The following is a 17,458-nucleotide window of genomic DNA, read 5'->3' on the forward strand; positions in this document are numbered from 1 at the left end:
ATGGTGAGGATTTATGATGCGATGACGGCCGGTTGGCCAACATATAAACAGTTACATGAGGAGGAATTACGCATGACGATCAACCATTTACAATCCACAACAACCCTGTTGAACGGCGTTCAAATGCCATGGTTCGGGTTAGGTGTTTTCAAAGTAGAAGACGGTTCAGAGGTAGTAAGCTCCGTCAAAGCAGCCATTCGTAATGGCTACCGCAGCATTGATACAGCCGCCATCTATGGGAATGAGGCCGGTGTTGGACAAGCTATTTCCGAGGCACTTGCGGAAACAGGACTCGCTAGAGAGGATCTGTTCGTAACCTCCAAGGTGTGGAACGCAGATCTTGGCTATGAATCGACAATTGCCGCCTACGAAGCCAGCTTATCCAAGCTGGGGCTGGAATATCTTGACCTGTACCTCATTCACTGGCCGGTCAAAGGGAAATATAAAGAAGCTTGGCGTGCTTTGGAAACTCTGTACAAAGAAGGCCGTGTGAAAGCGATCGGCGTCAGCAATTTCCAAATCCATCATCTCGAGGATGTGATGAAAGACGCGGAAATCGTGCCAATGGTGAACCAAGTCGAACTTCACCCGCTTCTGTCACAGCAAGAGCTGCTCAGCTTCTCCAAAGCGAATAACATTCAGTTAGAAGCCTGGTCTCCGCTCATGCAGGGTCAACTATTCGATCACCCGGTTCTTAATGACATCGCCGCTAGCCACAGCAAGTCGGTTGCTCAAGTCATTCTTCGCTGGGATCTGCAGCGCGGCATTGTGACGATTCCGAAGTCGATCAAAGAGCAGCGTATCATCGATAACGCCAACGTCTTTGACTTCTCGTTAACGGATGCAGAGATGGCTCGTATCGATGCCTTGAATGAGAATCGACGCGTCGGACCCGATCCGGACAACTTTGATTTTTAATCAGCGTATAAGCAGCAAAAAGCACCAATCCTTCCAATGTGGAGGGACGGTGCTTTTTCGTTTAGCGTGCGTTAGGAACGAAATAACCTTAATCGGCATTATGCAGAGCGTCCAGCGCTGCCCCTCTGTCTTTGAGGAAGAAAACCGAGTTTCCTTGATTGCTCTCATAGATAAAATCCTTCAGACTTTTACTGTTATACACGTCAAAATCGCCAACAATCGCAAATTTCACCTTGTAGTTCGTAAATTTCTGCAAAATCTCACCTGCAAGACGGGTCTTCAACTCGAAAAAGTCTTCCGAAATGTTGGATTTGTCCAATAAAATTTTGTGGCACTCTTCCAGATATTGAACAGATGCCATCAAATCCAATGCCTCTTGCACATTGCTTATGAGGATATCATCACTTTGCACAATAGCGACTCTGGAGTTATTTCTGATATCAACCGTGATTTTCATTCGTATTCTCCTTCAAATCTATTCCCGAATTGCCTGTACAGCCGCTTCTAAAGCACGAATCACCTTATCGCACCATTGATCGAATTCCTGATCTTCTCTTTGCAACTCGGGTTTAGCTAAAATATTGGCGACAGTTGCTTTAATGCCCTGATCAAAACGAGTCGTCGCAACGAACTCCGGAACAAGCCGTTTCAGCTTCGCATTGTCGAACACAACGGAATTCGCCTTATCTCCGAGCAGTCCGCCTCTGTAATTCTCCGTGCTGCACGCATCCAGAAATTCAGACGAAACATGAACTGCCTGCAGTTTGACTCCTAGCGCATCAGCAATCGCTTCATAGATTTGATTCCAAGTCAGCGTCTCATCGGAAGTGATATGTACGGACTCCCCAATAGCATGTATATTGCCCATTAGTCCAATAAAACCTTTAGCAAAGTCACTATTATGCGTCATTGTCCAGAGCGAAGTGCCGTCTCCATGAATGATCACGAGCTTGTTCTCCAGCATACGTTTGGCAATCTGCCAGCTGCCTTTACTGCCATGCACGCCAAGCGGTATGGAGCGTTCATCATAGGTGTGGCTCGGCCTTACGATCGTAATAGGGAAACCATGGTCGCGATACATCTTGAGCAAGTAATCCTCACATGCAATCTTGTTCCGCGAGTACTCCCAATACGGGTTCGATAAAGGCGTCCCTTCCGTAATTCTATAGTCAGACAGCGGTGTTTGGTAAGCAGACGCTGAACTTATGAACATAAATTGTTTGGTTTTACCTTGAAATAAGCGATAATCTCTTTCCAGCTGAGTCGGCTCGAACGCGATGAAATCCGCAACAACATCGAACTCCAAGTGTTCAATTAGACTAGCGACATGCTCTTCATCCCGAATATCCGCAGTGAGCAAGTTGGCCCCCGCTGGCAACGATTCATTTCTTGTACCTCTATTCAGCAGATAAAGCTCGCATCCACTGTCCAGCAGCTGTTTGGTAATTGCTGAACTAATTGTTCCTGTTCCTCCAATAAATAGCGCTTTCATCTTCCACCTCCGGCGTTCTTAAACAATCACTTATTTATTCGCCATAAGGACTCCGAAACCTCCTATGCTGACCACTCTCAGATGAAACCTAGTACAAAGGGCACCCCATGGGTGTCTTTTGTACTGATGGCATTTATTAGCATATAGATACATTTTTAGTTCCAAATATGCATTTTTATGTTTTTTTGTAATTTTCATAATATTTAATCAATACCCGTCCGATATTCAAGATAAGTTTGGAGGTGATCATGACGAGTACTTACCAACAGGGGACTATAGGTACGGATTCCCGAGCCATATAGAACCTTGCTATAAAAAATTGTAAGGAGGAACTAGTGTGAGATCAACATTGCAAAAAAGAAGAAAATACTACATGCTGCTTCTGGCGTCCAGCGTAGGGGCTTATCCAAGCGCCACGCACGCAGCCGACGATTATTCCCACACGGAGTCCTTCGAGGGCGCTGCACTGCCTTCCACCTGGAGCGTGGAGAATGGCGGCTCGGTTGAGCTATCAACAGAGCATTACAAGAATGGAGGCAGCTCCTTGCACTGGTCATGGTCGAGTGGCTCCAAGCTGCGCGACACACAGCCTGCCAATCTAGCCGCAGCGAACGTCAAGCATGGCGGCATGAAGGTATGGATTTATAATGAACATCCCGTCCATGATCAAGTGACTTTCAACTTCGGCAAAACGACAGAAATCAACAATGGCATCCATCATTATTCATTCAAAGTGAACCTGAATTTCAAAGGATGGCGAGCCGTCTGGATCAAATTTAGGGAAGAGGGTAAAAATCCCGCTTATACGCAAAACATAAACGAGCCGCTCGAGGCGATGCAAATCGTACCCCCTGCCTCCGTACCATCAGGGAGTCTTTATTTTGATAACTTGGAATTTTGGCCCTTCATGGTAACGGCAAGATCCGCAGATGATCAAATGCCCAAGACTGGCCTGAATGTCGGCCAAAGCTCTTGGGATAATGTCTACTACTACAGTCAACAACAACCTACGCTTCCGCTGCCAGCGACGATCACCCCGCAGGAAATTAATGCCTTTGATACGATCTCAAGCCGATATGAGAAGTGGATTTATGGAGATGCCCTACAGTATGCACAGTTAATCGGTCCGCTCAAAATGAGATATGATGCCCTCCAAAGCTTCATTCGAGCGGGCCTTGCTGCTTACAACGCGCTGCATATCGTCAGACACCCTGATGGGACAATGACCGGAGAAGCGCTTTATGCAAACGCAGACCCGCATTCGCTTAAATTCGGCGATGATGTCAGCCAAACGGTGCTGCTGCCGCTCGTTTTCGATTACAAAATCAACGTTAATCTGATAAGCAAGCAAAAAGTGATCGATGTACTCGATTATATGAACGACCAAGGTTGGGCGAACGGAAGTGCCATCGGCACTCAGGATCATGAAGCAAACAGGCACAGCGGGTACTTTCATGCCGTTTATCTTATGCGCAATGAGCTGAAGGCGGCAGGTATTTTCGAACGGGAGCTTGACACTATATTCTGGTATACGAATTTTGGTAAAACATTCGATAATTCCGTTTACGAAGAGACAACGGCGGATGAAATCCGAACAAAATTCATGTATGACTTACTTTACGTGCTAGGTATGGATAATACCCCTAAGAAAGCACAGTACATGAAAGGCCTCGTCGGCCTGTACGAACAAGCGCTGCAAATCGCACCTGGTTTCGCCGATACGATTAAGCCTGACGGTACCCTTTTCCATCATCGCGGCGTCTATATGAATGCCTATGGGGATCATGCGATGCAGACGGCTTCACTGATCGCCTACCTCCTGAGCGAAACTCCTTATGCCCTGTCCGATGGTGCAAAGAATAACATCAAAAAAGCCTTGCTCACTCTAGAGCTAGCCTCCAATACCTACACCATGCCCGTCGGGGCAACCGGACGTTTCCCCAATACGACCAGCCAGCTGACAAGTTTACTCGCATACTCCTATCTAGCCAAGGCCACTACCCCCATAGATACGGAACTTGCTTCCACTTTCACAAGACTTTGGAATCCGCAATCCAAGTTACTGCAAGGTCTGTTCAAACAAGCCGACTCGTACGGTGTTGAGTATATGGATACGCTTGGCGGCTTACAGCTTGCTGACGAACTGTCAAAGGCGGGGGTTCCGCCGAAAGCCAATCCGCAAGGATACTGGGTCATGCCCTATGGCGCAATGGCTGTTAATCGAGTAAATGACTTACTGATCGGAATAAAAGGCTGGAGTAAATATGCTTGGAACTTCGAATCTGCCAGCAATCAAAATGTGTATGGCGCATATCAGAATTACGGCAATATGCAGATCGTGAAGAACGGACTGACTTCCGGAATCGTCGAAAGTGGAATTAATCTTGACACCGGATGGGATTGGAGCCGTTGGCCTGGCACGACAGTCAAGCACCTGTCTCTGGCTGAGTTGGCACAAAAAGCTGATCAGATGCGGCTTTTCACGGATAGTACCTTCGTAGGCGGTGTGTCCTCTCAAAATAAATATGGCGTTTTCGCTATGAAACTGCATGATACCGTTTTTGACTCCAGTTTCCGAGCCAACAAATCCGTCTTCTTTTTTGGCGATAAAATGATTAGCTTAGGCTCCGATATTCAAAACACAGACTCCCTGCACAATACGGAAACTACCCTGTTTCAATCTTATATGCCAAACAGTTCGATGCCATTCTGGTATAATTCCACCGCCTCGGTTACTCAAGCAACTTATACGAGTACGATCACAAGTGCAGCCCCGGCCTGGATCGTAGACCCTTATGGGAATGGATATGTACTGCCGAATGCGGCTGGAACTGTCATTATGCGTGGTACGCAAAATTCTAGAAACAGCGCTGGCACGAAAAACACGTCCGGCAGCTACACCACAGCCTATATCAATCACGGTTCTGCTCCAGCATCGGCAGGTTACGAATATGCCATTAAAGTAGGGGCAGGAGCACAGGGGACAGCCGCATTCGCGAACAACACGCAATACACGGTTTTGCAAAAAAATAGCGACGCCCATATTGTCAAAAACACAGAGCCTGGGAAGGAAGTTACCGGCTATGCCATTTTTAACAGCAACGTGCCAGTCAATCAAGGCCTGATTCAAAGCAGCAGCATCCCCCTCATGGCGATGGTCCAGTCATTAAGTTCCGACAATATTGTGCTAAGCGTTGCGGATCCTGATCTGCGTCTTACCGGTTTGTTAACGCCGAGTAGGATGTTAAAGGCCACCGTTATATTAAATGGGGCATGGCATCTGAAAAATGCAAACAGTGAGGCGCGGGTAGTTAGCGCAAGTTCTGCGACAACGACTGTAGAGTTTGATGCCGTAAATGGGAAATCAATAGATATCGAATTGATTAAATAAACGGCAAAAGTCTGCGCAAAGCCGTTAAGAACGTATTGGCTTTGCGCAGACTTTTCAAATTCCTACCCTATGGTTGTCTTAGTTTTTGGGAACCTTGGGAACCTTCCTTCCTTTCGATCCAAACTCCCTAATGTGCACTTTTGCCTCTACCTCTACGTTTGAACGGCTGAACGCTTCGTCCCAGTCATCCTTTACTTTCTTCCATTCCTTGTAGTTCTTGATCCTGAATTGTTCACCAAAGCCAGCAACATCCACTTTATAGGTGTCTTTAATTTTGGCAATAGCCTGTTCTGCAATCCGTTTGACCTCATCTGCGATCAGCGCATCCGCTTTTTTAATAAAATCCTCTTTAAATGCATCGTTTACCGTCCAGTCCTCTCCAAGTCGGCCTTCGGATTCAATGGAAACTAGAAAGGAAATCTGTTCCCCTTCCACCTTCGGTTTAATTTTTGTGTTTATTTCATTAACTTCATAGACCAATTCTTTCTTTGTTTTTTTATCAACTACCGTCAAGACCCCTCCTCTACCTCCATTTCCGGTTCCCAACACCCAATTGATTCCCGACACTTCCTCTTTATCTAACCAACCGACTAACCGCGTCTTTTTTCCTGAAACAATAGCTGCTCCATGCATCTCGGATTCGTTCGTAAGATCAATTTCCTGAACGAGGAAACTTTGGCCACTAGACAGGTTGACGGACATCTCCCCCAAGGTCACCTGACGAGGGATTTCTAGCGTTTTGTAATGATTTCGCGATTTATAAAAAATATTAAAAGCCGGAATCTCTTTGTTTTCCGTCTTTTTTTCGAGCGCTGTTCTCGCAAGCCCTTTGGAAAAATATACACGAACGGTTCGTCTCATCTCATGATCTCTTTGAAAAAAGTTCATTAAGTCCATCAACTGAGAGGCAGACGTAATCTTATCGCTTAAAATGATGACCTTCAAATGCGTATAATACGGGGACCGATCTGTTCGAGATGACGTCCTTCTAATGATTTCGAATATATTGGAACCCTCATCCGTAAGGTTAAAATAGCCTTTCACGATCCCCTCCTTCGTTCCGATGGTCGTATTGACGAATTGTTGCGTCATTTTTATCCGATGGTCGGCTGAATCTTCCCCTTGATCGAGTCCGATTCCGGCGACCATGCCAATCTGTTCGATTTCCCGCTTATCCCAACACCCTGGGAGTACAAACAGCGACAGCATGGAGAGAAGTAAGACATTCCGTTTTGCACAAGTTTTCACGGGGTTTGTCTCCTTTTTCTAAGTGAAGCAATGAGCAGCAATAAGATCGGCATGACGCCTGCCGTGACTAACGATATATTGCCAATAAGTTCTCCGAGTTTTATACTGCCGTTCAAATCGCTTGGATAAATGCCAATGATATAAATAACAACCAACAAACCGATGTGTACATAGTTGATATTGATGCGAAACAGTTTGCTTATTCCAAGACTTGCGATGTAATGGGAAATGATATACGTAGTAAAAATTTCAACTAGCCAGACTCCGATAAAAATAACCTCAAAATTTTCTAAAAAGAACCCTGCCATTTCCACGTTTTTAATGAGTTCCAAAGTTGGCCAGGTTAACGTGCTGGATTCTGAGACGCCTAATACATCAATGACAATAACTGAATTTATCGTGTACAGGACAATGATCAGGGCAACGCCGATGATGGCTGAACGCACCATTTTTTTGGGCTTATCCACGAAAGCGGAGAACACCATAATACATTCAAAGCCTGAATAAGAAAGTGCTGTCGAAAGAAGGCCGTTAAAAACAGGGCGCATCCCTTCGCTCAGAACCGGGCGTAATTTATCGACGTCAAAGTCTTGGACGCTGAGCAGCATAACAAACAAAATGCTTATATAGGTAACCGGCAATAAAAATTCCATAAGTCGGGCAATAGGATTTATTTGTCCCAGAAGCAAATAACCGGCAACAAACAGAAAAGTGATCATTGTCACTTCAATCGGCGTTTGATCTAATAGAAATTGCCTGATCACCTCGGCTTGCATGCGTACCTCGAAGGCAGCCATCAAAATGTAGTAAACGCAGAACACCAGGCTGAAAGCAATCCCTATTGCTTTGCCGACAATCTGCTGATTGTATTCAAAAAATGTCTTTCCGGGAAACCGTTGGCTTACCTTCGCACACATAACGGCTAATGCCACAGAGATTAAGCCAGCTATGATGATGCTAATCCATACATCCGGGGTACCGATCTTCTCCGATGTAGCCCTTGGCAGCGTGAGGATGGACAGTCCGAGAATCATGGACGTATTTAAGACAGTTAATTGCGATATCGAAATCTGATCGCTTCGCACGATCTTCATGTCTCCATCCCCCTTTCCTCCGCTGCGTTAATTCGCACGCTTCTTGTCCTTGGGATCAATCAAATTCGGACGCTCTTTGATCCACTTCAAGGGATATTTAATGATCGAATCCTTCCAGTTTGAAGGGTGATAATGCACGAACACGCCGGCATAGTTGGTTCCAAAACTTTTTAACTTCATGATATGAGACAGCAGAAGCAGCGTAACCATGATGATGCCGTATAAGCCCAACATCGAGGCTGCAAACATCATGAAGAATCTTAGCATCCGCATGGCGATTCCTGCCGAATAAATGGGGATTGTATAGGAAGATATGGCCGTGACGGCTACAACAATGACCATGATTGGGCTCACAATACCCGCCTGTACCGCGGATTGCCCAATGACAAGACCGCCGACCATACCGATGGCCTGTCCAATTGGCCTGGGCAAACGAATAGCGGCTTCGCGTAGGATTTCAATGGTTATTTCCATCATCATAGCTTCTACAAAGGTAGGGAAAGGAACACCCTCTCTGCTGGAGGTGATAGATATAGCCAGCTTGGTGGGAATTAGACCTTGATGAAAGGAAATAAAGGCAATATACAAGGATGGCAGATATAGAGAAACGAAGGCTAGGATATACCTCATCATGCGGATTAAGCTTGAATACATCCAGCGTTCGTTATTGTCTTCCGGTGAGTAAAGCATCATGGGAAATGTCACCGGCACAATAAGCACAAAGGGCGTACCGTCCAGGAGGATCGCCACTTTACCCTCCATCAAAGCATTGACCACTCGATCCGGCCGTTCTGTGTTCATAACTTGAGGGAATGGAGAAAAGGTATTATCTTCAATAAACTGTTCAATAAACCCCGAATCCCCGGCATCGTCGATATGGATGGTCTCAATTCGGCGACAAACTTCCTCCACAATCTGATCGTTTGCAATATCCTTAATGAAAGCTATAACCAGCTCTCTCTCGGTACGCTTGCCAACGTGATATTGGAGCATCGTGAAGGTGGGATCCTTGATCCGCTGCCGGATGAGCGAAATATTTGTTGAGATGTTCTCAACAAATCCTTCACGCGAGCCCCGCACCACGGATTCCGACTTCGGTTCTTCAATGCTTCTTCCTTCTAAATGCGCCGTGCTGAGAATGATATAGCTGCTAATTTGGTCAATGATGAGTACGGTATTTCCTGATAAAATATTGCGGATACATACCTCCGCCGAGTCGTCTTCTACCAGTTCAGTAAGCACAATCGTGCCGTCTATGACCCTTTCTTTGAATCGATCCGAAATGGCATCTCCGTCGGCCGCTTTCATCTGCATGAGCGGTTGCAGCACGCTTTTATTAATAACCTCCGCATTTCCGAGTGTAGTAATATAGATAATGGCGGCTTTCCGTCCCGTATTTCCAAGTGCTATTTCTCGTAAAACGACATCATAATTGTGCCCGATAACATCCATAATCGATTTAATACTAGCTGAAAGGGACTCACTCACCATCATTTTCGGTCCCCACCTTCCAACGTGATTTGTCAGATCTTCATGGTATTATTTGTTTGGAAAGAATTACTTATACGCAAAAACCCGATCAGCTCTACAGAGCTAATCGGGCTTCTATTTTACAGATATGGCAATCTTTATGATCCACTTGCTCGCATCGGCGCGAAGAAAGCTTCCTCTACATCCTGAGCAGGCAACGGCTTGCTGTAATAATAACCTTGAATCTTTTTGCAATCATTATCCATAAGAATATCCAACTGTTCCTTCGTTTCAATGCCTTCCGCAATAACGTCCATATTCAAATGCTGCGCCATCGAAATAATCGTGGCCACAATCGCTTTATCATTATTGTTCTCCGTAATATCGCGGATAAACGAACGGTCAATTTTGAGCTTGTGGATCGGCAGAAGCTTCAGATAACTCAAGGAACTATATCCCGTTCCGAAGTCGTCTAGGCTGATTCGAATGCCTGATTCCGTCAATTCATTGAGAATACTTCTGGAAACCGTCGCATCCATCATCATGCTTTCCGTAATTTCCAGCTCCAAATATTGCGGCTCAAGTCCCGTATCTTCAAGAATTTCTTTAATGTACATCGCCAAATTGGTCTGGTGGAACTGCTGGGAGGATAAATTGACGGAAACAGGAATCAGCGGCCCGCCGCCGCGATGCCATTCTTTCATTTGCCGGCAGGCTTCTCTCAACACCCATGTGCCCATTTCATAAATAATGCCTGTTTCTTCGGCTATCGGAATGAATACGCCTGGAGAAATGGTGCCCTTCGTCGGGTGATTCCAACGAACGAGCGCTTCGACGCCAATCATCTGACCGTCCCCGGCTCGAATTTGCGGCTGGTAATTCAAGAACAACTGTTTGCGCGTAATCGCCTGACGCAATTCAACTTCCAGCTCAATTTTCTCCTGCAGCTGCGCGTTTAGTTCGCCCGTATAGAACTGGTACCCGTTCTTGCCGTTTTTCTTCACTTCGTACATCGCAGTGTCCGCATTTTTGAGCAGCTGCACGGCATCCGCGCCGTCGTTCGGATATACGGCAATACCGATACTCGCTGTGACGTAGAAGTCATTCTCTTTAAGTCGATACGGCACGCCAATCGCTCTGATGATTTGTTCAGCAAAATCGGCAACTTCTTCCCTCTCGTAACGGCTGTCACAGAGCAATGTGAACTCGTCACCGCCCATACGCGCCAAGGTCACATTCATGCCCTCCATGCATCGACGGATACGTTCACACATTTCCTGCAAAAATTGGTCCCCATATGTATGTCCAAGCGAATCATTGATTAATTTAAACCGATCCAGATCCATCACCATAACGGCGAACTGCTTAGCTTCGCTATCGATCATTTGGCCCAGCACTTCATTGAACATTCGCCTGTTAGGCATTCCCGTCAATTCATCATGAAAAGCGAGGTGTTGGATTTTCTCTTTGGACTGCTTTTCTTCTGTAATGTCTTTGGCAATGATGTAACTGCCGACAACTTGTCCATCGAGGATAACCGGCGCGTTAATCACACTAAGTTCAACACGATGCCCTTGCTCGTGGATAATCGCAGTCTGGTACGTCTGCATCTCGCCGCCGCGCGACTTTACAAACATCTCCCTCGTGCGCTCCTGATCTTCCGGTACAATGAAGGGTAGAATATTGTCGATGGTTTGATTGCGGAACCATTCACCGGTTAACCCTGTTAGCTGCGTGACAGCCGAATTGAACCCAATAATGCGATACTGCATATTGATTGAAATGATGCCATCCTGATTATTTTCAAATAAAGATCTATACCATTTCTCATGTTCCTCAATTTCGTTATCTTTGCGTGACAATCGATTCGATATAAATATGCCAAAAAGCGACAAACCTAACGTGAACAATGTACCCCCTGCAATCGTATAAGCCAAAAGCTTCTGATCCAGAAACATACCCTTCGTTTCGTCTAGCGCATCTAGCATTTGAAATTGTGCTGCATACATACCCGTATAGTGCATGCCGACCACGGCAGCTCCCATAATTAAGCCGCTGCCTAGCTTCTTCCACATTCTACTTGGCTCTGTGCCCTTGCGGAAATAGAATGCTAACCATAAAGCCGCGATGGACGCCACAATAGCAATGATGATTGATAGTACGAAATAAACAGGCTTATAGGAAATATGAATTTCCATAGCCGCCATCCCGATGTAATGCATGGCCGAGATGCCCGTTGCGAGCAGCAGCCCTCCTGCAAGTAATAACCGCCATGATAATTGACTGCGGCCCACCACATACAAGGCCAGGAAGGAAGCCGCGATAACGACCACGACGGAAAGTATGACTTTGACTAAGTTATAGGCAACTGAAATGTTCAGCGAAAATGCAAGCATCCCGACAAAATGCATAGACCATACGCCGAGCCCCATTGCGATCGCTCCAAAAAGGAGCCATAACCAGCGAAACATCCCCTTGGACGTGCTGATTCTTCCTACTAAATCGAGGACAGTATAGGATGCCACGACAGCAACCACATAGGAAAATGCAACCAAAACCATATCGTATGTACCATGCAAATGATGCACTGCTAGACCTCATTTCAACTATAAAATATTGGCAATCATTTATAATATATATATTACCTGATTTGTCGAAAGATATATAGCTTCCTAACATGTAAAAAAGGGCTAACTGTTTAACAGTTAACCCTTTCGACACAGATGGTTGTTAATACTGCGCTGCTTCCGTTGGATTCATCGTCAACGTAATATCCAAGTTCCCGTTCCTGCATCTAATGGCATCCAGGAAGTCTTTTTGATTCGTGAGATGGTCGATTGTGACCATATACACCAACTCGTACAAGCTGCCGAGCTCCGTCGTTTTCACTTTTCTCAGCTCATAAGCAATGCCGAATTTGTTGAAAATCTCATCAAATGCTTCCTCGTACCCCAGATTCTCCGGGATCGTAACTTTCAACAATCTTTGGGAGGATTTCTTAGCTCCAAATTTAATAGTTTTCAAGAAAAACATGAGTAAGCAAAGCGCCACGGTGAATAGCACCGCGTAACCGAAGGATCCAACGCCACAGGCCAATCCAGCGGCCATCGTAAATAAGACAAAGGCGATATCCTTCGGATCGCCGGGAGCGCTTCTGAACCGAATGATGGAGAATGCGCCGGCAAGACTAAATGCTCTGGCAATATTGCTGCCGATTAGCAGAATAATGACGGCTATGATCGCCGGAAGCACAATCATCGTCAACGTGAAGCTTTGATTGTACATAGGCTGTGTTTTCATATAAGTGAAGCTGATAATTGCGCCTAGCGCGAACGAAATTAGAATCGTTAGCAGTGCATGAACGAACGTTAAATTATCCGAATTGACCTGCATTGAAGTCAAAATAGTATCTATCATCTCTCCACGACCTCCCCTGCGAATCTTCTGTTTCGCATTTTTTTATATTCATTGCCGTATTTCGAGAAACTCGTCCGGAACATCTCATGTTCCGACAGCATTTTCGACAGCCAGACAGGTATCGTTTTCTCGGCCTTCACTTCCATTAACCATTGCCCGCCGCTGATCAGCGATTCCCCATAATCGCCATCCTCCAGCTTGAGATCATACCGCCTGGACCGAATATTCGTATCAAACGTAATTCGCAGGTCCCGATTATTTTTGCAAAACATGGCGATCCGGTCATAAGCCAGATACACCTTCGGCTGCAACTCGTAACGCTGGAGGAAATAGTCGATTTCATGAATAACCTGTTGATTCATATAAGGTTTGAGCTCCGGCACATCCCCTGTGCGGACAAACTCATAAGCCTCGTTCAGCTTGAGCGCAGTCCTCCGCTTGTTCACTAAGCCGAATACCTTCTTTTTAAGCTCCAAGTACACTTTGCCGTCTTTTTCAGGTATGCCGTAAGCTCTTATTCGCAGCTTCTCCCTGTATTTCGGCTTCGCCAAGCTGTTTCGGATTAAAGAATCATGTTCCGTATCGTAATACATGTTGCTTATCGAGTAGAATTTATCATTCTTGTTGTATTCATCAAGCTCCATATAGGCCAGCAGTTCGTTATACAACGTGGAAAATGATTGGGTATCCATAAGATATTTATTTTCATATCGGTTAAATACTTCTATGGCCATTAGGCTGCGCCCCTTTCGCATTTGCGTGTGTTTGCTGCTTCATGTCTGTATCTTAGCGGTCGAACCTTTAGTGAAACTTAAATGAGTATCGCTTTGTAAATTATTTGTTAAGCTCTAGACAAATGATAAGATTAAGTTTGATTAAAGGTTCGCTCCCTATAATGAAGGCATGCAATTGAGCTTCATCACACTGGCACAAAAGGGGAAACGAAAATGAGACTATTAATTGTCGAAGATGAAATTCATTTGGCCGAGGCCCTCACCCAGATTCTTAAAAAACATAATTATTCCGTTGATACGGTTCATGACGGTCAATCGGGATTGGATAACGCATTAAGCGGTATTTATGATCTGCTATTGCTCGACATTATGCTGCCTGAGATAGACGGCATTACCTTGTTGAAGACGATTCGCAGCAAAGGAATTGCGACTCCGGTGATTTTGCTGACTGCGAAAGGTGAAATTTCGGATAAAATCACAGGTCTGGATCACGGTGCGGATGACTATGTGGCTAAGCCGTTCTCGACAGAGGAGCTGCTCGCGAGAATCCGAGCAGCCTTGCGGCGCAAGGGAGAAGTCGTCGCGGAGGATGCTTTGAAATTCGGAGATATCGAATTGAATACAGGGACGCTCAAGCTGACGTGCAGCGGGAAGGAACTTAAACTCATTTTAAAAGAAAGTGAGTTATTGGAGCTTCTGATGTCGAGGAAACAAGCGGTCATCTCCAAGGAGCAGATCATTGAAAAGCTCTGGGGTTTCGATTCTGAGGTGGAACATAACAATGTCGAAGTGTACATTTCTTTTTTGCGGAAAAAACTCACGTTCTTGCAGTCATCTGTCCGTATCACGACAATCAGAGGCGTAGGCTACGTATTGGAGGCGAGCTCCTAAATGTTCCGTAAGCTGCGCAATCGATTTCTTATCGTCAATCTGGTCATCATCACGTTCATCATGCTTCTGGCCTTTGCCTCCATTTATACAATTACTTATCAGAATGTACGCAAAGGTATCGATATGGAGCTGCATCGTGTCACTGATTTCTATCATAATCCTGATGGGAACAAAGGCGTACCGCGGCCAGGCGGGAGTCCTCTCCCCCAGCAAAGCTATGATACCGCCGGTCCCCCGCCGGAGCGTTCCGTCTCTTTCTTGCTGCAAGCGGATGACCAGTGGAATCTTGTAGCCGCGAACTCCCGGTTCGACATGGATACGGATTTCTATACCCTTGCTTTACAAAAAGCCGTCTCCAGCAAGTCGGATAACGGCCAATTTCATTTGGAAGGCAATACGTGGGCTTATCTGGTACAAAAAAATGGCACAGGAAACTCCGTCGTCTATTTGGATATCACCGCTCAAATGGACATTCTTACGAATCTCATCTATACCTTCTCCGTTGTGGGATTCATTATGCTGATCGTCATTTTCTTTACGAGCCGGTTTTTCGCGAATCGGTCTATAGCGCCAGTGAAAGAAGCTTTCAATAAGCAAAAGCAGTTTATCGCTGACGCCTCTCACGAGTTGAAAACACCGTTAGCCGTCATTAATACGAATGCCGATGTTCTATTGGCCAATAGTGATGACACGATTCACAATCAGGTGAAATGGCTGCACCATATCAAGTCCGAAACGGAGAGAATGAAGACGTTAACCAACGATCTCCTGTACTTGACCGAGATGGAAGATTCCAGAGCAGGCTTGCTGTTTGCGAATTTCAATATCAGTGAAGCCGTTGAGGGCGTCATCCTCACGATGGAGGCTGTTGTGTACGAGAAGGATATCTCGCTCACCTATGGGATTGAACCCGATCTCAGCCTGCGCGGCAGCTGCGAGCAAATCAAGCAGGTGGTCATGATCCTTTTGGATAACGCGATCAAATACACCAAACCGAAAGGTTCGATTGCGCTTACCTTGCAGAAACGGCATAGCGATATTCTGCTCACGGTGACCAACACAGGCGAGGGTATCCCCTCCGACCATCTGGGGAGGATTTTCGACCGCTTCTATCGCGCTAATCAATCCCGTTCGCGTAAAAGCGGCGGCTACGGCCTTGGATTAGCCATCGCCAAATCCATTGTCGAACAGCACAAAGGGAAGATTTATGCGAAAAGCGTGCTGAATGAGACCACTTCGTTTTATGTTCAGCTTTCATAAGGCACCGATTATTTATCGCTTTTTAAGTTGCTCTTAAGGATCATAGGATACAATTTTTCCAAACGACTATCCTACTACAAAGGAAAATAAATACAATGATGCATGTGGACGCCTTATTTTCCTCTTTCCCTTTCATTTATACCGAACGGCTCGTCTTACGGCAAATGGATGTCGCGGATGCGGAGGATATCTATGCTTTTTACTCCGACCCTCAAGTCACCAAGCACTTGGATTGGCATGGCCCCTCTTCGATCGAGGACACCCGTATGCTAATCGACTCGTGGAATCAGGCTTTTTCAGACAGAAGATTAATTTCTTGGGGGATTTCCTTCTATCCTAGCGAATCTCGGCATATTATCGGGACCATCACAATTATGCCTACAAGAGGCATATTTGATGCCGATCACCGTTATCCTTTAACTGTCGGCTATGATCTACAGACCGATTATTGGGGCAAAGGCATTATGTCCGAAGCCATGCAGGCGGTTATCCATTTCAGCAAGACACATATAAGTCCTCATAGAATTCAAGCTGAAGTTTACCCTGAAAATGTGGCCTCACTGAAGCTATTAAAAAAGCTCGGGTTTCAAGAAGAAGGGCTGCTGAAGCAGTATTTAATGCATGAGGTTACGAAGACCTTTCTTGACGTGGTTTTACTTGCGTTGTTGATGAATTAGCGTGTGTATATAAAAGAGAGGCCGTTTGAAACCTTGTGGTTTCTGACGGCCTCATTTTTATTGGTTCATATTTGTTGCTTTGATACGACGAATCACTACACGTTCCTGCTCCTGATTCATCTCTTCTATTCTTCTGTTTAGAAAAAAAGCATCAATCCAGCTCCAAAGCAAAGATCCAGCTAATATGGCTATGCTGAACCATAAAAGAAAGTAACTAAATGCTTCTAATTCTGTGTAGACCGCCAATAGAATGATTGCAAGACCAGGAATAACCGTAGCCGTAAACATCAAGCTTGCATACAAATAATTCTCTGTATAATAACGGTGAGCTCCGAAATAATGCAGCACAGACCATAACGCCCATACAACTTCCTTAGATTTGCGCTTCTTCAGCAGTTCTGCTTCTAAGATAGCTAGTTCTTCCAATGTTAACGTACGCAATAAATTTAAATTATCCATTATATGATGTTCGTTATGCCTGCGCTACAGCAGCTTCTGAGTTGGCTCGTGCTTGGTGGATCAGACGGATTTCGGAAATAATCTCATTCTCAACTTTTTCATTCGTATCTCTAATCATCCCTGATAACAGGAACAAATCAACGAGTGACCAAATACCCAAACCGCCTAGTGTGAGTAACATAGCTACTCCTGTTCCAATTCGACCTAAATAGAAACGGTGACCCCCAAATGAGCAAGTGAAAAACCAGAGTAGCCATGCAATACCACCTGATTTCTGTTTCTTACTCATCTCGGATGCAAGCAATTGAAGCTGTTCCGATGTTAAACTCTGTTTTTGCAATAGTGACGACATAGTTCGACCCCTTCTCGTATAATGTTTAAATTATACCGTGAGGAAGTATCATTTT

At 45.4% G+C, this 17,458-nt stretch carries 15 protein-coding genes; 5 read left to right on the forward strand and 10 right to left on the reverse strand.

What is annotated here, in order from left to right; translation table 11 throughout:
* Positions 1-72 precede the first annotated feature (72 nt).
* Positions 73-918 (forward strand): aldo/keto reductase, encoded by an 846-nt coding sequence (locus ACKTT9_RS38000; RefSeq protein ID WP_407870014.1) that lies wholly within the window; start codon positions 73-75, stop codon positions 916-918.
* Between the two features lie 88 nt (positions 919-1,006).
* On the opposite strand, the gene ACKTT9_RS38005 is transcribed toward ACKTT9_RS38000, so the two are convergent.
* Both ACKTT9_RS38005 and ACKTT9_RS38010 read right to left on the reverse strand, forming a co-directional pair.
* Positions 1,007-1,375, reverse strand: coding sequence for a DUF4180 domain-containing protein (locus tag ACKTT9_RS38005; RefSeq protein ID WP_407870015.1), 369 nt, complete (start codon positions 1,373-1,375; stop codon positions 1,007-1,009).
* Positions 1,376-1,393: 18 nt separating this feature from the next.
* The gene (locus ACKTT9_RS38010; RefSeq protein WP_407870016.1) at positions 1,394-2,410 is read right to left on the reverse strand and encodes an SDR family oxidoreductase; all 1,017 of its coding nucleotides are present in this window, start codon (positions 2,408-2,410) and stop codon (positions 1,394-1,396) included.
* A 337-nt stretch (positions 2,411-2,747) separates the two neighbouring features.
* On the opposite strand from ACKTT9_RS38010, the gene ACKTT9_RS38015 reads away from it, so the two are divergent.
* Positions 2,748-5,801 carry a chondroitinase family polysaccharide lyase gene (locus tag ACKTT9_RS38015; RefSeq protein ID WP_407870017.1) on the forward strand — a complete coding sequence of 1,018 codons (3,054 nt, stop codon included), beginning with the start codon at positions 2,748-2,750 and terminating at the stop codon, positions 5,799-5,801.
* Between the two features lie 78 nt (positions 5,802-5,879).
* Here the strand turns inward: ACKTT9_RS38015 and ACKTT9_RS38020 are convergent, their stop codons facing one another.
* From ACKTT9_RS38020 to ACKTT9_RS38045, 6 genes are all read right to left on the reverse strand, one after another.
* Positions 5,880-7,049 carry a Ger(x)C family spore germination protein gene (locus tag ACKTT9_RS38020; protein ID WP_407870018.1) on the reverse strand — a complete coding sequence of 390 codons (1,170 nt, stop codon included), beginning with the start codon at positions 7,047-7,049 and terminating at the stop codon, positions 5,880-5,882.
* Complete coding sequence (locus tag ACKTT9_RS38025) at positions 7,046-8,143, reverse strand: GerAB/ArcD/ProY family transporter (protein ID WP_407870019.1); 1,098 nt, start codon at positions 8,141-8,143, stop codon at positions 7,046-7,048. The genes ACKTT9_RS38020 and ACKTT9_RS38025 overlap by 4 nt, the downstream gene beginning before the upstream one ends.
* Before the next feature lie 27 nt (positions 8,144-8,170).
* Positions 8,171-9,637, reverse strand: coding sequence for a spore germination protein (locus tag ACKTT9_RS38030; RefSeq protein WP_407870020.1), 1,467 nt, complete (start codon positions 9,635-9,637; stop codon positions 8,171-8,173).
* A gap of 134 nt (positions 9,638-9,771) precedes the next feature.
* Positions 9,772-12,201: an EAL domain-containing protein gene (locus tag ACKTT9_RS38035; RefSeq protein WP_407870021.1), complete on the reverse strand. Its 2,430-nt coding sequence runs from the start codon at positions 12,199-12,201 to the stop codon at positions 9,772-9,774.
* Positions 12,202-12,343: 142 nt separating this feature from the next.
* Complete coding sequence (locus ACKTT9_RS38040; protein ID WP_407870022.1) at positions 12,344-13,030, reverse strand: DUF4956 domain-containing protein; 687 nt, start codon at positions 13,028-13,030, stop codon at positions 12,344-12,346.
* Positions 13,027-13,764, reverse strand: coding sequence for a polyphosphate polymerase domain-containing protein (locus ACKTT9_RS38045; protein ID WP_407870023.1), 738 nt, complete (start codon positions 13,762-13,764; stop codon positions 13,027-13,029). The genes ACKTT9_RS38040 and ACKTT9_RS38045 overlap by 4 nt, the downstream gene beginning before the upstream one ends.
* A gap of 213 nt (positions 13,765-13,977) precedes the next feature.
* Between ACKTT9_RS38045 and ACKTT9_RS38050 the strand changes: the two genes are divergently transcribed.
* The 3 genes from ACKTT9_RS38050 (at position 13,978) to ACKTT9_RS38060 (ending at position 16,592) form a co-directional block, all read left to right on the forward strand.
* The gene (locus ACKTT9_RS38050; protein WP_407870024.1) at positions 13,978-14,655 is read left to right on the forward strand and encodes a response regulator transcription factor; all 678 of its coding nucleotides are present in this window, start codon (positions 13,978-13,980) and stop codon (positions 14,653-14,655) included.
* Positions 14,656-15,915 (forward strand): sensor histidine kinase, encoded by a 1,260-nt coding sequence (locus ACKTT9_RS38055; protein WP_407870025.1) that lies wholly within the window; start codon positions 14,656-14,658, stop codon positions 15,913-15,915.
* Positions 15,916-16,010: 95 nt separating this feature from the next.
* Positions 16,011-16,592 (forward strand): GNAT family N-acetyltransferase, encoded by a 582-nt coding sequence (locus tag ACKTT9_RS38060; protein ID WP_407870026.1) that lies wholly within the window; start codon positions 16,011-16,013, stop codon positions 16,590-16,592.
* A gap of 57 nt (positions 16,593-16,649) precedes the next feature.
* Here ACKTT9_RS38060 and ACKTT9_RS38065 read toward each other — a convergent pair whose 3' ends face one another.
* Both ACKTT9_RS38065 and ACKTT9_RS38070 read right to left on the reverse strand, forming a co-directional pair.
* Positions 16,650-17,033: an NINE protein gene (locus tag ACKTT9_RS38065; protein WP_407870027.1), complete on the reverse strand. Its 384-nt coding sequence runs from the start codon at positions 17,031-17,033 to the stop codon at positions 16,650-16,652.
* Positions 17,034-17,064: 31 nt separating this feature from the next.
* The gene (locus ACKTT9_RS38070; protein WP_127454005.1) at positions 17,065-17,403 is read right to left on the reverse strand and encodes a TM2 domain-containing protein; all 339 of its coding nucleotides are present in this window, start codon (positions 17,401-17,403) and stop codon (positions 17,065-17,067) included.
* Positions 17,404-17,458: the final 55 nt, after the last annotated feature.

Origin of the sequence: Paenibacillus sp. P36, from assembly GCF_045866505.1 — a bacterium.
Lineage (GTDB): Bacteria > Bacillota > Bacilli > Paenibacillales > NBRC-103111 > Paenibacillus_E > Paenibacillus_E chondroitinus.

Bases quoted from the DNA above. Each gene is read 5' to 3' on its own strand.
- ACKTT9_RS38000 (WP_407870014.1), top strand. From the start codon at position 73: ATGACGATCAACCATTTACAATCCACAACAACCCTGTTGAACGGCGTT.
- ACKTT9_RS38005 (WP_407870015.1), bottom strand. From the start codon at position 1,375: ATGAAAATCACGGTTGATATCAGAAATAACTCCAGAGTCGCTATTGTG.
- ACKTT9_RS38045 (WP_407870023.1), bottom strand. From the start codon at position 13,764: ATGGCCATAGAAGTATTTAACCGATATGAAAATAAATATCTTATGGAT.
- ACKTT9_RS38050 (WP_407870024.1), top strand. From the start codon at position 13,978: ATGAGACTATTAATTGTCGAAGATGAAATTCATTTGGCCGAGGCCCTC.
- ACKTT9_RS38060 (WP_407870026.1), top strand. From the start codon at position 16,011: ATGATGCATGTGGACGCCTTATTTTCCTCTTTCCCTTTCATTTATACC.
- ACKTT9_RS38030 (WP_407870020.1), bottom strand. From the start codon at position 9,637: ATGATGGTGAGTGAGTCCCTTTCAGCTAGTATTAAATCGATTATGGAT.
- ACKTT9_RS38055 (WP_407870025.1), top strand. From the start codon at position 14,656: ATGTTCCGTAAGCTGCGCAATCGATTTCTTATCGTCAATCTGGTCATC.
- ACKTT9_RS38040 (WP_407870022.1), bottom strand. From the start codon at position 13,030: ATGATAGATACTATTTTGACTTCAATGCAGGTCAATTCGGATAATTTA.
- ACKTT9_RS38010 (WP_407870016.1), bottom strand. From the start codon at position 2,410: ATGAAAGCGCTATTTATTGGAGGAACAGGAACAATTAGTTCAGCAATT.
- ACKTT9_RS38025 (WP_407870019.1), bottom strand. From the start codon at position 8,143: ATGAAGATCGTGCGAAGCGATCAGATTTCGATATCGCAATTAACTGTC.
- ACKTT9_RS38070 (WP_127454005.1), bottom strand. From the start codon at position 17,403: ATGTCGTCACTATTGCAAAAACAGAGTTTAACATCGGAACAGCTTCAA.